At 59.2% G+C, this 18068-nt stretch carries 15 protein-coding genes; 6 read left to right on the forward strand and 9 right to left on the reverse strand.

Translation table 11 applies throughout. The features are described from left to right. Nucleotides 1-2745: DUF6531 domain-containing protein (locus tag IEQ42_RS13385; protein ID WP_210703829.1), on the reverse strand; the 2745-nt coding region annotated here is incomplete at its 3' end. A 245-nt stretch (nucleotides 2746-2990) separates the two neighbouring features. Here IEQ42_RS13385 and IEQ42_RS13390 point away from each other — a divergent pair. Then, nucleotides 2991-3686 (forward strand): HAD-IA family hydrolase, encoded by a 696-nt coding sequence (locus tag IEQ42_RS13390; RefSeq protein ID WP_210703830.1) that lies wholly within the window; start codon nucleotides 2991-2993, stop codon nucleotides 3684-3686. A gap of 82 nt (nucleotides 3687-3768) precedes the next feature. On the opposite strand, the gene IEQ42_RS13395 is transcribed toward IEQ42_RS13390, so the two are convergent. Next, nucleotides 3769-4515 carry a 3-oxoacyl-ACP reductase family protein gene (locus IEQ42_RS13395; protein WP_210703831.1) on the reverse strand — a complete coding sequence of 249 codons (747 nt, stop codon included), beginning with the start codon at nucleotides 4513-4515 and terminating at the stop codon, nucleotides 3769-3771. A 127-nt stretch (nucleotides 4516-4642) separates the two neighbouring features. Here IEQ42_RS13395 and IEQ42_RS13400 point away from each other — a divergent pair, with 127 nt between their 5' ends. Continuing rightward, a complete protein-coding gene (locus tag IEQ42_RS13400; protein WP_210703832.1) occupies nucleotides 4643-5569 on the forward strand; it encodes a LysR family transcriptional regulator in 927 nt (308 codons plus the stop codon). A gap of 131 nt (nucleotides 5570-5700) precedes the next feature. Here IEQ42_RS13400 and IEQ42_RS13405 read toward each other — a convergent pair whose 3' ends face one another. The 3 genes from IEQ42_RS13405 to IEQ42_RS13415 form a co-directional block, all read right to left on the reverse strand. Beyond that, a complete protein-coding gene (locus IEQ42_RS13405; RefSeq protein ID WP_150594584.1) occupies nucleotides 5701-6429 on the reverse strand; it encodes an aspartate/glutamate racemase family protein in 729 nt (242 codons plus the stop codon). A 53-nt stretch (nucleotides 6430-6482) separates the two neighbouring features. Further along, nucleotides 6483-8021 (reverse strand): NCS1 family nucleobase:cation symporter-1, encoded by a 1539-nt coding sequence (locus tag IEQ42_RS13410; RefSeq protein ID WP_210703833.1) that lies wholly within the window; start codon nucleotides 8019-8021, stop codon nucleotides 6483-6485. Between the two features lie 485 nt (nucleotides 8022-8506). After that, nucleotides 8507-9241 (reverse strand): phosphoadenylyl-sulfate reductase, encoded by a 735-nt coding sequence (locus IEQ42_RS13415; protein ID WP_042558481.1) that lies wholly within the window; start codon nucleotides 9239-9241, stop codon nucleotides 8507-8509. Nucleotides 9242-9404: 163 nt separating this feature from the next. On the opposite strand from IEQ42_RS13415, the gene thrH reads away from it, so the two are divergent. Continuing rightward, on the forward strand, nucleotides 9405-10022 hold the full coding sequence (thrH, locus tag IEQ42_RS13420) for a bifunctional phosphoserine phosphatase/homoserine phosphotransferase ThrH (protein ID WP_042558482.1): 618 nt from the start codon (nucleotides 9405-9407) through the stop codon (nucleotides 10020-10022). An 86-nt stretch (nucleotides 10023-10108) separates the two neighbouring features. Here thrH and pabB read toward each other — a convergent pair whose 3' ends face one another. The 4 genes from pabB to rloA form a co-directional block, all read right to left on the reverse strand. Continuing rightward, on the reverse strand, nucleotides 10109-11452 hold the full coding sequence (gene pabB, locus IEQ42_RS13425; protein ID WP_210703834.1) for an aminodeoxychorismate synthase component I: 1344 nt from the start codon (nucleotides 11450-11452) through the stop codon (nucleotides 10109-10111). A 257-nt stretch (nucleotides 11453-11709) separates the two neighbouring features. Then, a complete protein-coding gene (locus tag IEQ42_RS13430; RefSeq protein ID WP_210622346.1) occupies nucleotides 11710-12696 on the reverse strand; it encodes an alpha-L-glutamate ligase-like protein in 987 nt (328 codons plus the stop codon). Further along, entirely contained in the window at nucleotides 12696-14231 is a 1536-nt protein-coding gene (rloB, locus tag IEQ42_RS13435) for an osmotic stress tolerance membrane protein RloB (protein ID WP_210703835.1), read from the reverse strand. Before rloB ends, IEQ42_RS13430 begins: the two co-directional genes overlap by 1 nt. A gap of 5 nt (nucleotides 14232-14236) precedes the next feature. Further along, the gene (gene rloA / locus IEQ42_RS13440) at nucleotides 14237-14773 is read right to left on the reverse strand and encodes a retropepsin-like aspartic peptidase RloA (protein ID WP_115148453.1); all 537 of its coding nucleotides are present in this window, start codon (nucleotides 14771-14773) and stop codon (nucleotides 14237-14239) included. Between the two features lie 291 nt (nucleotides 14774-15064). Here rloA and IEQ42_RS13445 point away from each other — a divergent pair, with 291 nt between their 5' ends. From IEQ42_RS13445 to prpC, 3 genes are all read left to right on the forward strand, one after another. Beyond that, complete coding sequence (locus IEQ42_RS13445; RefSeq protein WP_181818557.1) at nucleotides 15065-15787, forward strand: GntR family transcriptional regulator; 723 nt, start codon at nucleotides 15065-15067, stop codon at nucleotides 15785-15787. Beyond that, the gene (gene prpB / locus IEQ42_RS13450; RefSeq protein ID WP_042558488.1) at nucleotides 15784-16674 is read left to right on the forward strand and encodes a methylisocitrate lyase; all 891 of its coding nucleotides are present in this window, start codon (nucleotides 15784-15786) and stop codon (nucleotides 16672-16674) included. The genes IEQ42_RS13445 and prpB overlap by 4 nt, the downstream gene beginning before the upstream one ends. 136 nt (nucleotides 16675-16810) lie before the next feature. Next, nucleotides 16811-17938, forward strand: a complete 1128-nt coding sequence (prpC, locus tag IEQ42_RS13455) for a bifunctional 2-methylcitrate synthase/citrate synthase (protein WP_210622347.1) — start codon at nucleotides 16811-16813, stop codon at nucleotides 17936-17938. Nucleotides 17939-18068 lie beyond the last annotated feature (130 nt).

Genomic DNA, 18068 nt, shown 5'->3' on the forward strand with positions numbered 1-18068 from the left:
TTCGGCGGTGACCTGGTTGTAGGCGCCATAACTGTAGGCGCGGGTGGCGCCCGTAGGAGAAGTCGTCTGGATCAGTCGGCCAATGGCGTCCCAATGCTGACGCGTGACCGCACCGTGTTCATCAGCAGTGGTAGTCCTGCGTCCCAGTGCATCGTAGGAAAAGTGCCGCACACCGCCATCGGGCAGGGTTTCTTCAACCAACTGACCGAGGGTGTTCCAGACAAACACATGCCGACTGGTGTCCGGATAGCGGATCGACAGCAACTGCCCGCGAGCGTCGTAGTGGTAATGCGTGACCTGACCATCGGGATCGACCGCCTCAGTGACATCGCCCTGGGCATTGCGCCGATACGTCCATACCGCATCGCCACGTGAGCGGCTGTGCAGGAAACCGTTGCGGTACTCGTAGGACGTTGGCACATCGTCCGGCGGAAGCAGCGCGATCAGCCGTCCGACATCGTCGTAGCGGTATTCGGTGACGGCGCCTAAGGGATCCTGCTCGGCCACCAAGCGGCCCGAACCGTCGTAGGCCTTGAGGTGTTCGCCGCCATCGGCCTCGACCTTGCGCACCAGTCGTGCGCGGTCATCGTGGACGTAGGTTTCTTCGGTGCCATCGACGTAATGCACGCCGACACTGCCGTCGTCATGCCAGGCATAACGCGTGTCCATCTGCGAGAACGACGCCCAGTGCCTGACGCAACGCGCCGATTTTCCTGAGCGTTCCCACTCCCAGAAGAAACTCGCGCCGCCCGTGAGTTGGCGCTGCAGGATGACGTGCTCATCGTCGTAGTCGTAACGCTCGCTGTCGCCGACCGCGTTACGCGCCTCGACCAGACGCTGATAGGCGTCGTAGCGGTAGCTGACGAGGGTATGCTCAGTCGTCCATTCAGCCTGCTGAAACGACTGATAGTCGACGGCCACCAAATGCTGGCGGTCATAACGCAACAACAGCGCCCGACCCGCGCCGTTGTCCAGACGCTGAACCCGATCCTGCCGATCCCGAACAATGCGCAGACGATTGCCATACGCATCACTAACCGCCGTCAGCCGCCCGGCCCGAAAGTGATAAAACCGTGCCGCATCCCCCGCCAGCGTGAGGATCAGTTCTTCCGGTTCATCCCCGAGAAAAATCGCCGCCCGCGACAGGCTGTTATGAATCGCCGGGCGCTCAACACTCGGCAACGGGAACCGCGTACGCCGGTTTTCATGGTCAACCCAAACAACACAGTCGCCATCGAACTCCAGCCGATGCGCCAGCGAATGGCTCCAGCCAAACCCCAGCCCTACATCGATTTCGGCGGCACTGGTGCGATACAGCCTTGTGAACTCGAATGGCAGCAGCCCATCGAGCACGCCATCGGTCAGGGTCAGCAGTTCCTCGCCGGTAACCATCGACACCGGGCAGCCGTCTCTGCAGGTGAGTGGTACACAATCGGCGCTGTTGCCGTTGGGGTTCTTTGCCTGGTCGGGCGCGTCATCGTGAGGCTCAAGACGCTGCATCCGACTCATGCCATGCGACTTGTCCCGTGCGAGTGGGGCCGGATTCGGCACTGTCAAAATCACGGAATCGGCCTGCCGAATGTTCACCGGAATCGACGGCGTCGGTTTCAGCTCAACATCACGCACATTGAGCACCAGCGGTTTCAAAACGCCGGCATGGCGAGTCAAATCAGGCGAGGAATTCAGTTCAGCCAGGCGCAAAGCAGAAGCTGCCAGCCATTCCCGCGCGCGCGGCGATTTGATTTTCGCCAGCACTTTGCTGCTCAACCGCAGCTGCACGCCCATGCCGCCAGAGACGCGCATCAACAGGAAACTGATCAACAACTCGACACGGATTTCTGCGACCACTTCCGCCAGGTATTGCGGCGGCAGCATCTTCAGCCAACCGGTGAACGCCGCCAGATGAATGAACAAAAGCGGCTCGTCGCTGAGCATCAACAAGCCGTTGGCAATCGCCTCGTGGGAAGCCTGCAGCAAAGCGTCCAGCTCAATGTCGCTCAGGTAATCCAGAAGCTTTTCGCTGTTGGCCTGCAAGTCGGCGAGCAGGGCGAATAGTTGTTTGATGTCATCCCAGACGCCGTGCAAGGCATTTTCGAAGCCGCGCCAATCGGCCTGTTGCAGTTGACCGAAACGCTCGAGAAATCCGGCGCTGGAAAACTCCGTCCAAAGCGGCCGAAATCCTGCCCATTCAACGCGTAACCAGTCTTCCAGGCCACTGATGACACTTTCATAAGAGGCATACAGCGCCCGGACATGCCGGGTGGAAACATCAGGAAAGAAGGTGATGCGATAACGCTGGCCCCGGTCGCAATCACTCACCTCCAGAATGCCGCTCGGGCCGATTTCATAATGTTGCGGTTCGCCGAAGGTCAAAACGCCGCCGACGTCGGCAATCACCGGCTCGAGTGTCAGCGGGGTGTTGCCGATCGGTACAAAACGAGCGGCTTCGAACATGTGCACCAGGGTCAAGGGGCCGCTGGCCGGGCACATGAACACTGAAGAGCTGATGGGTTTACGGCTGTTGACGGGCGCGCTGAGGTTGACGTCGTTGCCGACTTTGAACACCTGCTCGATATCCAGCGCCGAGCCCATCCAGAACTGTTCGGCCCAGGCTTCGTAGTTGTTCAGGCACAGGCGAAACTCCCGGATCAGGGTTTCGAAGTCCGGGTGCTCGGGATTAAGGGCGGCAACCACCAGCAGGCCGATGCTGTTGTTCAGGGGCAGAAGCCGATCGGGTGGAAGCATTCGCAGTCACTCGCGCATGTGAAAAAGGTGCGCGGACTTTGCGGGGGATCAAAAAGGAAAGAAGTCGGGAATGTAGGCAATATCTGTAGGGCGTTTCGCTATTTGCCTGCGATCAGTTCATCGCTTGAGCAGATATTGCCCGTTGCTCAATGTCGGCTGTGCTCGTTATGCTGCTGAACCCATTAATCAGATCCGAGCAGCGGCGCTACCCGCCGCCTGGGATGTCTTTGATAACGGATCCGATGATGAATGCACCGCTGAAGGCGTTCGGCCCGATCAAGGCCGTGATTTTCGATATGGATGGTTTGCTGCTGGACACCGAGGGTATTTACACCGAGGTCACCTCGATGATTGCCGAGCGTTACGGGCGCACCTTCGACTGGAGCGTCAAGCAGAACATCATTGGCCGCGGTGCCAACGATCTGGCGAACTATGTAGTGCAAGCGCTGGATCTGCCGATTACTGCCGAAGAGTTTCTGGTGATTCGCGAGCCTTTGATGCGCGAGCGTTTCCCCACCGCGCAGGCGATGCCGGGCGCCGAAGAGCTGATTCGTCACCTCAAGGCCCACAATATTCCAATTGCCGTGGGCACCAGTTCGTCACGACAGTCGTTCGGTCAGAAGACCACGTTGCACCGCGAGTGGTTTGCGCTGTTCGATTTCATTGTCACGGCGGACGATCCTGAAGTCGGCGCAGCCAAGCCCGCGCCGGATATTTTCCTCACCGCGGCGCGGCGTCTGGGTATCGCGCCTGAAGATTGTCTGGTGTTCGAGGATTCACCGTTTGGAGTGACTGCAGCGAAAGCGGCGGGCATGACGGCCATCGCCATTCCCGACGCGGCCATGGCCGATGAAAAATACGCACACGCCGACGGGATTCTCCGGTCGTTGAAAGGGTTTGTCCCGAGCGCCTGTGGCCTGCCGGCACTGGAATGGACCTGATCGAGCGATCACCCGATAAACAGAAACGCCGCCCCTCCGTTTAAGGAGGGGCGGCGTTTTTCGTACAGTCGATCGAGAGATATCAGGCGCCGAAACCACCGTCGATGGTCAGGCTGGCACCGGTGATGTAGCCGGCTTCCGGGCCCGCCAGGTAGGCGACGAAGCTGGCGATTTCTTCGGCTTTACCGTAGCGACCCACTGCCATCAGGGGGATCAGGCTATCAGCGAAGTCACCGTGCGCCGGGTTCATGTCGGTGTCGACCGGGCCGGGCTGCACGTTGTTGATGGTGATGCCGCGCGGGCCCAGGTCGCGTGCCAGGCCTTTGGTCAGGCCGACCAGTGCCGATTTGCTCATCGCATACACACCGCCACCGGCGAAGGGCATGCGATCGGCGTTGGTGCTGCCGATGTTGATGATGCGTGCGCCTTCGCCCATGTGTTTGGCCGCTTCCTGCGAGGCGATGAATACGCTGCGCACGTTGATGGCCAGAGTCTGGTCGAAATCTTCCAGGGTGAAGTCTTCCAGCGGGGCCACGGCCAGTACGCCGGCGTTGTTGACCAGAATGTCCAGACGTCCAAAGGCTTCGACGGTGCTGCTGACCGCATGGCGGATGGCTTCTGCGTCGGCACTGTCGGCCTTGATCGCGAGGGCTTTGCCACCGTTGGCGGTGATGCTGTTCTGCAGCTCTTCGGCTTTGGCGGTGGAGCTCACGTAAGTGAAGGCTACTGCAGCGCCTTCAGCGGCCAGGCGTTTGACGATGGCGGCACCGATGCCACGGGAACCGCCTTGAATCAGAGCGACTTTGCCGCCGAGGTGTTGAGTGGTCATGTTCGATCTCCAGACTATTCAAGGCGGGACTGCCTTGTTGTTGGAGCCGAGTATCGACCTCTGATCCACAACCGTGTAGCCCATGATTGCTATAATCTGTGTAAACCAGAAGTTTATAGTGGCGATCATGGAAACCTTCAGCAGTATTGAATGCTTTGTGCGCAGCGCCGAAGTCGGCAGCTTCGCCGAAGCGGCAAGGCGCTTGAGCCTGACGCCGGCGGCGGTCGGTAAAAGTGTCGCGAAACTTGAGACGAGGCTGGGCGTGCGGTTGTTCCAGCGCAGCACCCGCAGCTTGGCGCTGACCGAGGCGGGCCAGCTGTTTTTGAATCAGGTCAGTGCCAGTCTGACCACGATTCAGAACGCAGTGGCTAATCTGGCCAGTGTCGAAGGCCTGCCAGCGGGAACGTTGAAAGTCAGTATGGGCACCGTGTTCGGGCGTTTGTACGTCGTGCCGTTGCTGGAAGCGTTTTTACGTCGGTTTCCGGCGATCAACCCTGACTGGCATTTTGATAACCGTCAGGTCGATCTAATCGGGCAGGGGTTCGATGCAGCGATTGGCGGCGGATTTGAACTGCCCCAAGGCGTCGTCGCACGCAAATTGGCACCCGCGCATCGCGTGTTGGTGGCCTCTGCTGACTATCTGCAAAAGCACGAAGCGATCGTCGAACCGGACGACCTGCAATATCACGATGGCATTCTGATTCGGTCGCCGCAAACCGGTCGAGTGCGCTCTTGGCAATTGGTCAGTAGTGGCAGTCAGCTCTGTCGAGCATTGACCCTCAAGACGCGAATGACCATGAGCGATTCGGAGGCTGCCTGCGCCACGGCTGCGCAAGGCCTGGGGATTGCACTGGTGAGCATGCCGTTCGCGGTGGGGTATCTGGAGGCGGGCACATTGCAGCGGGTGTTGCCGGAATGGTTCGTCGATGACGGCAACATTTCCATCTACTATGCCGAGCATAAATTGTTGCCGGGCAAGACTCGGGCGTTTGTCGATTTTGTGATTGAGCAGTTTGTAGAGCAGGGCCTGGCTCGGCGGTTCAGTGCTTTTTGAGCAAGGCCTGGGGCCGGGTTGCCCCCTTCGCGAGCAGGCTCGCTCCCACAGATTTTGCATCGGACCACATATTTGTAACCAACACTGATCCTGTGGAAGCGAGCCTGCTCGCGAATAAGTCGACTCGGTTCTCAGCGTGCAAACCGCCCCGGCCAGCCAATAATCGTCTTCGGCCGCGGCGTTGCATACGTCCGCACCTTGGACGTCGACAACCGCAAACGCACCAGCGATTCCGCAATCATCACCGCCGCCGTCACCCCATCCACCACCGGCACGCCCGTGCGCCGGCGAATCTGCTCATCAAGCCCGGCCATACCGCCGCAACCCAGGCAGATCACCTCGGCCTTGTCCTGCGTCACCGCCAGTTCAGCCTGATGGACGATGGCTTCCAGCGCCCGTTGAGGTTCGTGTTCCAGCTCCAGAACGGCCAAGCCACTGGCCCGCACCGACGCGCAACGATCCCACAGCCCGGACAGTTTCAGCCGATCCTCGATCAACGGCACGGTGCGATCCAGCGTGGTCACCACCGAATAGGCATGGCCGAGAAACATCGCGGTGCTGGCCGCCGCATCGGTGATGTCCACCACGGGCACGTTGAGCAATTCCTGCAAGCCTTCGCGACCGTGTTCGCCGTAACCGGCCTGAATCACCGCGTCGAACGGTTGGTCGTAGGCCATCACCCGGTCCATCACGGCGATGGCCGCCAGATAGCTTTCGAAGTTGCCTTCAATCGAGTCGGCGCCGAAGTAGGGCGTCAGGCCGACGATTTCCGTACCGGGAGACGCGACAGCCTGCGCCGAGCGGGCGATGGCATCGGTGATGGATTCGGTGGTGTTGACGTTAACCACGAGAATGCGCATGGAGAGTCCTTATAGCGGGCAGTTTGCGGCCCGAAGTCCGGGCCGCGAGGGAATTAATGGCAGACGTTGTCGACAGCGATGCATTCGCCGCTGACGTCGGCGTAGTCCGGCTGGCGTTTGGCGATGATCAGATAGAGCATTCCGGCGATCCCGGCGCCAATCAGCCAGGAGAACGGCGAGACACTGTGGAAACCCGGCACCAGCGCCAGGACGATGGCAATCAGCGCGGCAGGAATAAACGCCGCCACTGCACGGAAATTGACGCCGTGGCTGTAGTAATAAGCGCCGTTGGGATCTTCGCTGTAGAGCTGCGGGACATTGATCCGGCCTTTGCGGATCAGCCAGTAGTCAACCATGATCACGCCGTACAACGGCCCGAGCAGGGCGCCGAGACCGGAGAGGAAATACACGATCACCAACGGACTGTTATAGAGATTCCACGGCAGGATCAACACGGCGATGGCCGCGCTGATCAGCCCGGCGCGGCGGAAGGTCAGGTACTTCGGCGCCAGGTTACTGAGCACGAACGCCGGGGCGACGAAGTTGGCCATGATGTTCACCGCCACCGTGACGATCAGGAAGGCCAGGCAACCGAGAACCAGAAAGAAGGTATTGGGAATCGAGGCGATGATTTCGGTCGGGCTTTCGATGATCCGGCCGTTGATCTGAAACTGCGCGCCACACAGCAGGACGGTAATCGCGGCGAATACCAGAATGTTTACCGGCAAACCCCAGAAATTTCCTACCTTGATGGTCTTCCGGCACGGCGAGGAGCGGGCGAAGTCGCAGAAATTGAGGATCAGCGTGCCGTAGATCGCCAGCCACAACGCGCCGCCGGCAAAGATGTTGCGCCACATCTCGCCACCGGTCAGCGGGTCGCGAGTCGACCAGGCAATGGTCGCGTTGGCCTGCGTGTACATCCAGGCGGCGAGGGCCGCGACGGTCACCAGAATCACCGGTCCGGCAAACGCTTCATAGCGGCGGACCATTTCCATGCCGTAGGCGAGAATCGCCAGTTGCACGAGCCAGATCACCACGAAACACACCCAGCCCAACGTCGATAGCCCGAGGATCGAGTTGTGGTCGTACTCGGCGAATCCGGGATGAACCGCCGTGAGCAAAACGCGAAACACCACCGACGCCAGATATGTCTGAATGCCGAACCAGGCTATGGCGATAACAGCCCGGATCAACGCAGGCATTTGCGCCCCGTGGATACCGAAACTGATCCGGCTGATGACCGGAAACGGCACACCGGTTTTCTGCCCCATGTAACCGGACAGGTTCATGAAGAAATACACCAGCGCTGCGCCGATCCCCAGCGACAACAGAATCTGCCAGCCACCCAGGCCCAAGGCATACAGGCCAATGGCGAACGAATAGTTGGCGATGTTGTGCACGTCATTGGTCCACAGGGCGAAGATGCTGTATTTGCCCCAGCGTCGACCCTCGGCCTTGGTCGGTGCCAGGTCGCTGTTGTGCAAGCGGGGGCTCAGTTGCAGCGGTTCGACCAGTGCGTCGTGGGGGGAGGGTTGATCGAGTGCAGAGGCGGGCAGATTCAGCGCGATGTTATTCGAGAGACTTGTACGCATTCCGGCAGGCTCCTGATGTTCAAGGCCGCGATGACTGTGCATAAGCCGTCAGGCTCGACAAATCTTCGTCGCGGCAGTGAAACCATCACAGGTTAGGGGCATCTGCAGCCTGTACGGGATAGGGCGCTTCAGGCTTGCGGATCGAAAGTGTGTTTATGTTTTGCACTTTTGTATACAAAACATGCATGCACCAAAGCCAGATTTGTGCCAGTTACCCATCTATGAAATGCGCGGCTCATTTCGAAAAGTTATCGAAGATCCATAAGTTGTTGAAAACAATTGGTTAAAAATTGACCGATTGAACAGGTATTTATTTTTTGCGAGGAATTTTGGCGGACGCCAGAGAGAAGGGAGTCGTTGAGCGCGTGTAACTTTTCAGGGCGCAGAAACAAAAAAGTGCACACATAAATGGCACCGATGGTGACATTCGTGTGTACACGTTTTGAGTGGGCGACTCGGGCGAGGGTGGGAGCTCGCCTGCGGAATCAAGCTTTGCTGATGATATTTCCCGCATGCAACCCGCATTCCTTCTGGGTTGCTTCTTCCCACCACCAGCGGCCTTCGCGCTCGTGCTGGTTCGGCAGGACAGGGCGGGTGCAAGGTTCGCAACCGATGCTGATAAAACCGCGTTCATGCAGGCTGTTGTACGGCAGCTCAAGCATGCGGATGTAGCCCCAAATCTCTTCGCTGGTCATCTGTGCCAGCGGGTTGAATTTGTACAGGGTACGTTCCGGTGTCGAGAATGCGCTGTCGATTTCCATCACCGCAACGGCACTGCGCGTGCCCGGACTCTGGTCGCGGCGCTGGCCGGTGGCCCAGGCTTTGACGTTGGAGAGTTTGCGTCGCAGCGGCTCGATCTTGCGGATGCCGCAGCATTCGCCATGGCCGTCCTTGTAGAAACTGAACAGGCCTTTTTCCTTCACGAACGGTTCCAGTTTCGTGTAATCCGGCGAGACGATTTCGATGTCGATCTTGTAGTGCTCGCGCACTTGCTCGATGAATCGATAGGTTTCCGGGTGCAGGCGGCCGGTGTCGAGGCTGAACACTTTGACGTTCTTGTTCAGCTTCCAGGCCATGTCCACCAGCACCACATCCTCGGCGCCGCTGAAAGATATCCACAACTCGTCGCCGAACTCGGCGAACGCGAGTTTCAGGATGTCCTGAGCGGATTTGTTGGCATAGGTCGTGGCGAGTTCCACGACATCGAACGTTGGGCTCATCAGGGCGGCTTCCTACAGGTCGGTGGCGCTGGGCGCTCTATATGGCGGCGATGGTAACAAAAAGCTGCGCCGGTTGGCGCGTGCTGTGCGTTGCACGGTCGTGGTGGAGCCGCTAGAGTTCGGCGTCGCTCGACTCAATAATCAATACAAACGGGAGTGTCTTGTGGAAATTGCTTGCCTGGATCTTGAAGGGGTGTTGGTGCCGGAAATCTGGATCGCTTTCGCCGAAAAAACCGGAATCGAATCCCTCAAGGCCACCACCCGGGACATTCCCGATTACGACGTGTTGATGAAGCAGCGTCTGCGCATCCTCGATGAACACGGCCTGAAGCTCTCGGACATTCAGGAAGTGATCGCCACGCTGAAGCCGCTGGACGGCGCGGTGGAATTCGTCAACTGGCTGCGCGAGCGCTTCCAGGTGGTGATTCTGTCGGACACCTTCTACGAGTTCTCCCAGCCTTTGATGCGCCAGTTGGGATTCCCGACGTTGCTTTGCCATCGCCTGATCACGGATGAAACCGGTCGGGTGACCAGCTATCAGTTGCGTCAGAAGGATCCCAAACGTCAGTCGGTGCTGGCCTTCAAGAGCCTGTATTACCGGGTGATTGCGGCGGGTGATTCGTACAACGACACGACGATGCTGGGCGAGGCGGATGCGGGGATTCTGTTCCATGCGCCGGACAATGTAATCCGCGAGTTTCCGCAGTTTCCGGCGGTGCACACGTTTGCTGAACTGAAACAGGAATTCCTCAAGGCCTCGAATCGGGACCTGAGTTTGTAGTCGTCTGGAAGGACGCTTTCGCGAGCAGGCTCGCTCCCACGTGTGCAATGCATTCCATTGTGGGAGCGAGCCTGCTCGCGAAGCCTTTAGAGATTTTGCAGGGTTTGAAGGAGGATTTTCACTTTGGTGATCGACTCCTGATATTCAGCCTGCCAGTTCGAATCGGCAACAATCCCGCCGCCACCCCAGCAGCACACCTGCCCATCCTTGACCAACAGACTGCGAATCGCGATGGAGCTGTCCATCTCGCCGCGCACGTCCAGATACAGCAACGAGCCGCAATACAAGCCGCGTCGCGTCGGCTCCAGTTCGTCGATGATCTGCATCGCGCGAATCTTCGGCGCGCCGGTGATCGAGCCGCCGGGGAAGCTGCCGGCGATAAGGTCTAACGCGTCGCGATCCTGCGCCAGCTCACCGGTCACGCTGCTGACCAGATGGTGGACGTTGGGATAGCTCTCCAGACTGAACAACTCCGGCACCCGCACCGAACCGATGCGACAGGTGCGCCCCAGATCGTTGCGCAGCAGGTCGACGATCATCAGGTTTTCCGCGCGATCCTTGGGGCTAGCCAGCAGTTCAGCAGCATTGGCGGCGTCTTCGGCCGGTGTCAGGCCGCGTGGGCGGGTGCCTTTGATCGGACGGGTTTCCACCTGACCCTGACTGACTTTGACGAAGCGTTCTGGCGACAGGCTTAACACCGCTCCACCGTCCGGCAAGCTCTGGAACCCGGAAAACGGTGTCGGGCAGGCTTCGCGCAGGGCGCAATAGGCCAGCCATGGATCGCCCTGGCAGGTAGCGCGGAAGCGCTGGGCGAAGTTGACCTGATAGCAGTCACCGGCCTGAATGTAATGCTGGATGCGTTCGAAGGCCTGGCGGTAATCGTCAGCCGAGAGGTCGGCGCTCATCGGATTGTTCAGTTTGAACGGGGCCAGTGAGTCAGCAGGCAGTTGAGTGAACAACGCAATCAGGCGCTGCTTTTCGCTGTCGACGATGGATGGGTGGAAAACCAATTGGCTGGTGGCGGTCTGGTGATCACTGATCAGCGCCCAGGCATACAGGCCAAATCGTGCGTCGGGCAATTGCAGATCATCCTGCGCCTGACTTGGCAGGTGTTCCAGATGTCGACCGAAGTCGTAGCTCAGGTAACCGATCAGGCCGCCCGCGAACGGTAACTCGAGGCCCGCTGGCAAATCAGCCTCACCCAAACGGCTCAGGTTATCGCGCAGACGTTGCAGGAAAAGACTGCCGCTTTCGTCCGGCATTACGGCCAGTTGTTCCAGCGGCCAGGCGCTGAGCAAGTCATACCGGCCACGCTCGGCACTCGGCCGACCACTGTCGAGCAGCACAGCGCCGGGGGCGTTGCGGATTGCCGCGAAGTAGTCGGCGGGATTGGCGCGGTAGGGCAGCGGGTGTACGGAACAGGTCAACATGGGCGGGGCAGATCGGCCGTTGAAGCGGGGTGGGGATTGTAGTCCTCTCGGCGGCCAGTTCAAAGTCAAAAGCCTACCCCTCACTCCAACCCTCTCCCCCAAAGGGGCGAGGGGGAAAAGGAGTAGATCTTCAAACTTTTCAAGGCCTGAGTTCGACTCGATAGATCAGGTCGATGTACTTCGAACATTCACCTCGGTCAGTCCCCTCTCCCTCTGGGAGAGGGTTAGGGTGAGGGGCTTTTCAGCTCTTAAGCGATTCAGCCCTCTACCGCAGGAATATGCCCAAACATTTCCTGAGTAAACGCCACCCGCTCTTCCACCGACTCAGTCACGCCACGTGCCTTGAGCTCTTCCAGTCGCGCTTCCACCGCATGGGTACGCAACGTCAGACCGCAATCATTGGCGATCTGGATATTCAGCCCCGGCCGCGCATTCAGCTCAAGAATCAGCGGGCCCTTTTCCTGATCCAGCACCATGTCCACGCCGATGTAACCCAGACCACACAACTCATAACACCCGGCAGCGAGCTTCATGAAACCGTCCCAGTAGGGCAGTTGCACGCCATCCACTGCGTTGGTGGTGTCCGGGTGTTTGGTGATGATGTTGTTCAGCCAGGTGCCGCGCAGGGTCAGGCCTGTCGCCAGATCCACGCCGACGCCAATGGCGCCCTGGTGCAGGTTGGCCTTGCCGCCGGATTGACGGGTCGGCAGGCGCAACATCGCCATTACCGGATACCCCATCAACACAATGATGCGGATGTCCGGCACGCCTTCATAACTGATGCTTTTGAAGATCTGGTCCGGGGTCACGCGGTATTCGATCAGCGCGCGATCACGGTGCCCGCCAAGGGAATACAGGCCGGTGAGGATGCTCGAGATGTGATGCTCAAGCTCTTCGTGGGCAATGATCTTGCCCGAGACCGTGCGGTAACGGCCCTCGAAGCGGTCGGCCACCACGATGATGCCGTCACCGCCAGCGCCTTGGGCCGGTTTGATCACGAAGTCGCTATGCCCGTCGATGATCTCGCCGAGCTTGTCGATTTCCTTCTCGGTGGAAATCACGCCATACAACTCCGGCACGTGAATGCCGGCCTTGATCGCGCGTTCCTTGGTGATGATCTTGTCATCGACGATCGGGTACAGACTGCGCTTGTTGTACTTGAGCACGTAATCGGCGTTACGCCGATTGATGCCCATGATGCCCCGGGCTTCCAGGGCCTTCCAGGTCTTCCAGAAACCGAACATCAGCTATCAGCCTTCTTCAGGAACGCCTTGAAACGCACCAGTTCGGTCAGGCGGTAACCGCGATAACGACCCATCGCCAGCATGAAGCCCACCAGAATCAGCAGGATCGCCGGGAAGGTGAACACGAAGTAGATCAGCTCGGGCACGGTCATGATCAGGTGCGCCAGGGTGGCCGCAAACAGCGTGCCGATGGCGACTTTCATCGCATGGCTGGCACCGCGTTCTTCCCAGGTAATCGACAGGCGTTCGATGGTCATGGTCAGAATCACCATCGGGAACAGCGCCACCGACAGACCCCGCTCCAGACCCAGTTTATGGCTGAACAGGCTGATTGCCGCGATCAACACCACGACAAACGTCAGCACCACCGACAGTCGCGGCAGCATTTGCAGCTTCAGGTGTTCCAGATACGACCTTAACGACAGGCCCAGCGCGGTAATCACGGTAAACAGCAGGATGCCGAAGCCCAATTGCGTTTCACGGAAGGCGAGGGCAATCAGCACCGGGGTAAACGTGCCGAGGGTCTGCAGGCCGATCAGGTTGCGCAGGATCAGGATCACCAGCACGCCGATCGGGATCATTACCATGATCATGAACGTCTGCTGGGTTTGCAGCGGCAGGCCGTAGAGCGAGTATTCGAGGAAGTTGGCGTCGGTGTTTTCGTCGGTCAGCTTGGCCAGACGAATCGCGTTCATCTCGCTGTTGTTCAGGCTGAAGGTCACGTTGGCTTTCTTGCCGCCGTCGATGGTGATCAGGTTTTCATCGCCGGTCCACCACAGCAGGCGGTCGGTCGGCAGGCCCTGTTCGCCGGTTTCCGGATTGAAGTACAGCCAGTCGGTGCCGTTGAAGCTGCGCAGCCACAGCTCAGGCGTTTGCGGCTGATCGGCGACGAGGCGGATGGTGTGGACCTTTTCCACCGGGACGTGGGCGATGGACAACAGCAGTTCGACGATTTTGGCTTTGTTCGGCGTCGATGGATCGCCGGCCAGGAGCAGTTTCACGTTGTCGTCGTTGACGTTGTTGACGCGCTTGATCGCTTCGCCGATGAAGGTTTCAACGTCGGCCGAGTGCTGGCGAATCGGTGCGAGCAGCGATTCGGCGGCGATTTTTTCCGGGCCTTCGATGACCATGCTGTCGCGGAAGGTCGGACCTTTGGTCTTGGTTTTTTCTGCGGTGTAGCGCTTGGTCAGCACCAGACGGTAATAAAGGGTCTGATTGCCCTTGGCGCGTCGCGCCGACCAGGTCACTTTGCGGTTGCCGTCGACGCGGTTCACCGCCACACCGTAGTTATTGGAGATGAAGCTCTCGTTGAGGCTGACGTAATCGCGGCTCAGCGGCGGCACGAACATCTGGATCTTCACCGGGTCTTTGGTGCTGGCGACGAACTCGACCTTGGCGTCGATGTTCCACAAGTCGTCGGTGGCGTCTTCGGTCACCGGGATGCCGAGTACGAAAATCTGATAGGCCGTAACCGAAACGCCCAGGAGCACCAGAATGGTGATCAGGATTTTCAGGTGGAAGGTTAGAGAACGCATGGAAATTACTCGGCGGTATGAGCGGCGATGGTGCAAGCGGGTTTGCCTGCAGCGTATTTAAGACTGGGATCGACCAGTGCGTCGAAGCGTTTCAGCGCTTCGGAACCGATCAAAAGCGGGTATTGGAACGCACTTCGGTCGGTCAGGTTCACTTCTATGCTGCGCATTGCCGAACCCATGCAGATATCCAGCTCGATCACCGGGCGTGCGGTGTACTTTTTGCCTTCTTCCGGATCGTAGTCGCCGGCGCGGCGCTTGATCTTGCTGACTCGGGCCAGCGGGCGCTCGATAGGATGCGAATGCGCGGTGTCGATCGCCAGGTAGAAGCGTACCCAGGATTCACCATTGCGCTTGAAGCGTTTGATATCGCGGGCACTCAGCGAGGCGGTTTTTGCGCCGGTGTCGAGTTTGGCCGCGACTTCCAGATTGATGCCGTCAAGCGAGGCGTATTCGTTGAGGCCGTACACAGTTTTTTCCCCCGCGGCGGCAAGGCCGGGCAGGCAAAACAGGGCGAAGAATGTGGGAAAGGGCTTGAGTCTCATAAATCCTGGTGCGCAGCGTTCCGTTTTCGGTTCAGGTGCCTGGCAAAACTTGCGCAGGTTCCTTCGTGTGCCTTTCAGCTTTTTATGACAAGCCGTACAAATGGCCAGCAAATGCGGGCGGCATTCTAGCACGGTGGTTTTATGGCGCCAGCGCCCGAAGGGGTCTATAACCCTTGGGCCTCTTGAGGGACGTTATTAGACGATTGTCGACAATATGTATTTTTCCTTTGACTGATGCGGCCGGATTGGCTAGTTTTTGCCGCATTGGATTTCAAGGTGTCGACAATCATGCTGGATCAACTCGATCCCCCGGTCATCAGCGGCGACGATTCCGAGACGCTCTCGGAAAACGTCTTTCGACGCATTCAGGCGGCTATCGTCAGAGGCGAGATTGCTCCGGGTAGCAAGATCTCCGAGCCTGAACTGGCACGCACCTATGGCATCAGCCGGGGGCCGCTGCGTGAGGCGATCCACCGACTGGAAGGTCAGCGCCTGCTGGTGCGTGTGCCGCACGTCGGCGCGCGAGTGGTATCGCTGAGCCATGCCGAATTGCTGGAACTCTACGAAATCCGTGAATCCCTCGAAGGCATGGCGTGCCGTCTGGCGGCTGAACGCATGAGCGTCGAAGAAATCGATGAGCTGCGTCGGGTGCTGGAAACCCACGAGCGCGACGCAGCGTTTCAGGCCGGGGTCGGCTATTACCAGCAGGAAGGCGATTTCGACTTCCACTACCGCATCATCCAGGGCAGCGGCAACCGCACGCTGACGCAGATGCTCTGCGGCGAGCTCTATCAACTGGTGCGCATGTACCGCATCCAGTTTTCGACCACGCCGAACCGCCCGCGCCAGGCCTTCGCCGAACACCACAGGATTCTCGATGCCATCGCCGACCGTGACGGCGAACTCGCGGAATTGTTGATGCGCCGTCACATCGGCGCCTCGAAACGCAACATCGCCCGTCATTACCAGGACGGCGCCCACAATAAGACAGCCACTGAACGAGGTGAGTCATGAGTTCCAACCCGAACACTCCAGGCCAGCGTTTCCGCGATGCGGTCGCCAGCGAGCACCCTTTGCAGGTGGTCGGCGCGATCAACGCCAACCACGCGCTGCTGGCCAAACGTGCCGGTTTCAAGGCGATCTACCTGTCCGGTGGCGGGGTGGCCGCAGGTTCCCTCGGCGTGCCGGATCTGGGCATCACCGGTCTGGATGACGTGCTCACCGACGTACGGCGCATCACCGACGTCTGCGATCTGCCGCTGCTGGTGGATGTCGACACCGGTTTCGGTTCTTCGGCCTTCAACGTGGCGCGCACCGTCAAATCGATGATCAAGTTCGGCGCGGCGGCGATTCACATCGAAGACCAGGTCGGCGCCAAGCGCTGCGGCCATCGTCCGAATAAAGAGATCGTCAGCCAGCAGGAAATGGTCGACCGCATCAAGGCTGCCGTCGATGCCCGTACCGACGACAGCTTCGTGATCATGGCGCGTACCGATGCGCTGGCCGTTGAAGGTCTGGAGTCTGCTCTGGATCGCGCTGCGGCGTGCATTGAGGCTGGCGCCGACATGATCTTCCCGGAAGCCATCACAGAACTTGAGATGTACAAGCTGTTCGCCAGTCGCGTGAAAGCGCCGATTCTGGCCAACATCACCGAGTTCGGCGCAACGCCGCTGTACACCACCGAGCAACTGGCCGGCGCCGATGTGTCGCTGGTGCTGTACCCGCTCTCGGCGTTCCGCGCGATGAACAAGGCTGCGGAAAATGTCTACACCGCGATCCGCCGCGACGGCACACAGCAGAATGTCATCGACACCATGCAGACTCGCATGGAACTTTACGATCGCATCGATTACCACACGTTCGAGCAGAAGCTCGATGCGTTGTTTGCGGCGAAAAAATGAAGATCAAAAGATCGCAGCCTCGTTTCACTCGACAGCTCCTACATGGATCTTTGTAGGAGCTGCCGCAGGCTGCGATCTTTTACAAACAACACCGAAATTGCAGATTCCCTAACAAATTCAAAAATTGGAGACAGCAATGGCCGAAGCAAAAGTACTCAGTGGCGCCGGGCTCCGGGGCCAGGTTGCCGGGCAAACCGCACTGTCCACCGTAGGCCAGGCCGGTGCCGGGCTGACCTATCGCGGCTACGACGTGCGCGAACTGGCAGCCGATGCGCAATTTGAAGAAGTGGCGTACCTGCTGCTGTACGGCGAACTGCCGACCCAGGCCGAACTCGACGCTTATCAAGGCAAGCTGAGCAAGCTGCGCGACCTGCCGCAGGCGCTGAAAGAAGTGCTGGAACGCATCCCCGCCGACGCCCACCCGATGGACGTGATGCGCACCGGATGCTCGTTCCTTGGCAACATCGAACCGGAGAAAGACTTCTCCGAACAGCGCGACAAGACTGACCGTCTGCTGGCCGCGTTCCCGGCGATCATGTGCTACTGGTATCGCTTCAGCCACGATGGCAAACGCATCAACTGCGTGACCGATGAACAATCCATCGGTGGCCACTTCCTGCACTTGCTGCACGACAAGAAGCCGAGCGAACTGCACGTCAAAGTGATGAACGTGTCGCTGATTCTCTACGCCGAACACGAATTCAACGCCTCGACCTTCACCGCCCGTGTTTGCGCGTCGACCCTGTCCGATCTGTATTCCTGCGTCACGGCGGCCATCGGTTCGTTGCGCGGCCCGCTGCACGGCGGCGCCAACGAAGCGGCGATGGAAATGATCGAGCGCTTTTCGTCGCCCGAAGACGCGATCAAAGGCACCCTCGGCATGCTCGAGCGCAAAGACAAGATCATGGGGTTCGGCCACGCGATCTATAAGGACAGCGACCCGCGCAACGAGGTGATCAAGGGCTGGGCGAAAAAGCTTTCTGATGAAGTCGGCGACAAGGTGCTGTTCGCGGTTTCCGAAGCCATCGACAAGACCATGTGGGAGCAGAAGAAACTGTTTCCGAACGCCGACTTCTACCACGCCTCGGCGTACCACTTCATGGGCATCCCGACCAAGCTGTTCACACCGATCTTCGTCTGCTCGCGCCTGACCGGCTGGGCGGCGCACGTGTTCGAACAACGCGCCAACAACCGCATCATCCGCCCAAGCGCCGAATACGTCGGCGTAGAACAGCGCAAGTTCGTGCCAATCGAACGTCGCTGAATGGTGAGGGCTGAACACTGATCTCGACGTTCACCTGAATCCCTGTGGGAGCTGGCTTGCCAGCGATGACTGAGTTACATCCAACATTGATGTTGACTGACCCACCGCTATCGCTGGCAAGCCAGCTCCC

Source organism: Pseudomonas iridis (genome assembly GCF_017980685.1).
Taxonomy (GTDB): Bacteria; Pseudomonadota; Gammaproteobacteria; order Pseudomonadales; family Pseudomonadaceae; genus Aquipseudomonas; species Aquipseudomonas iridis.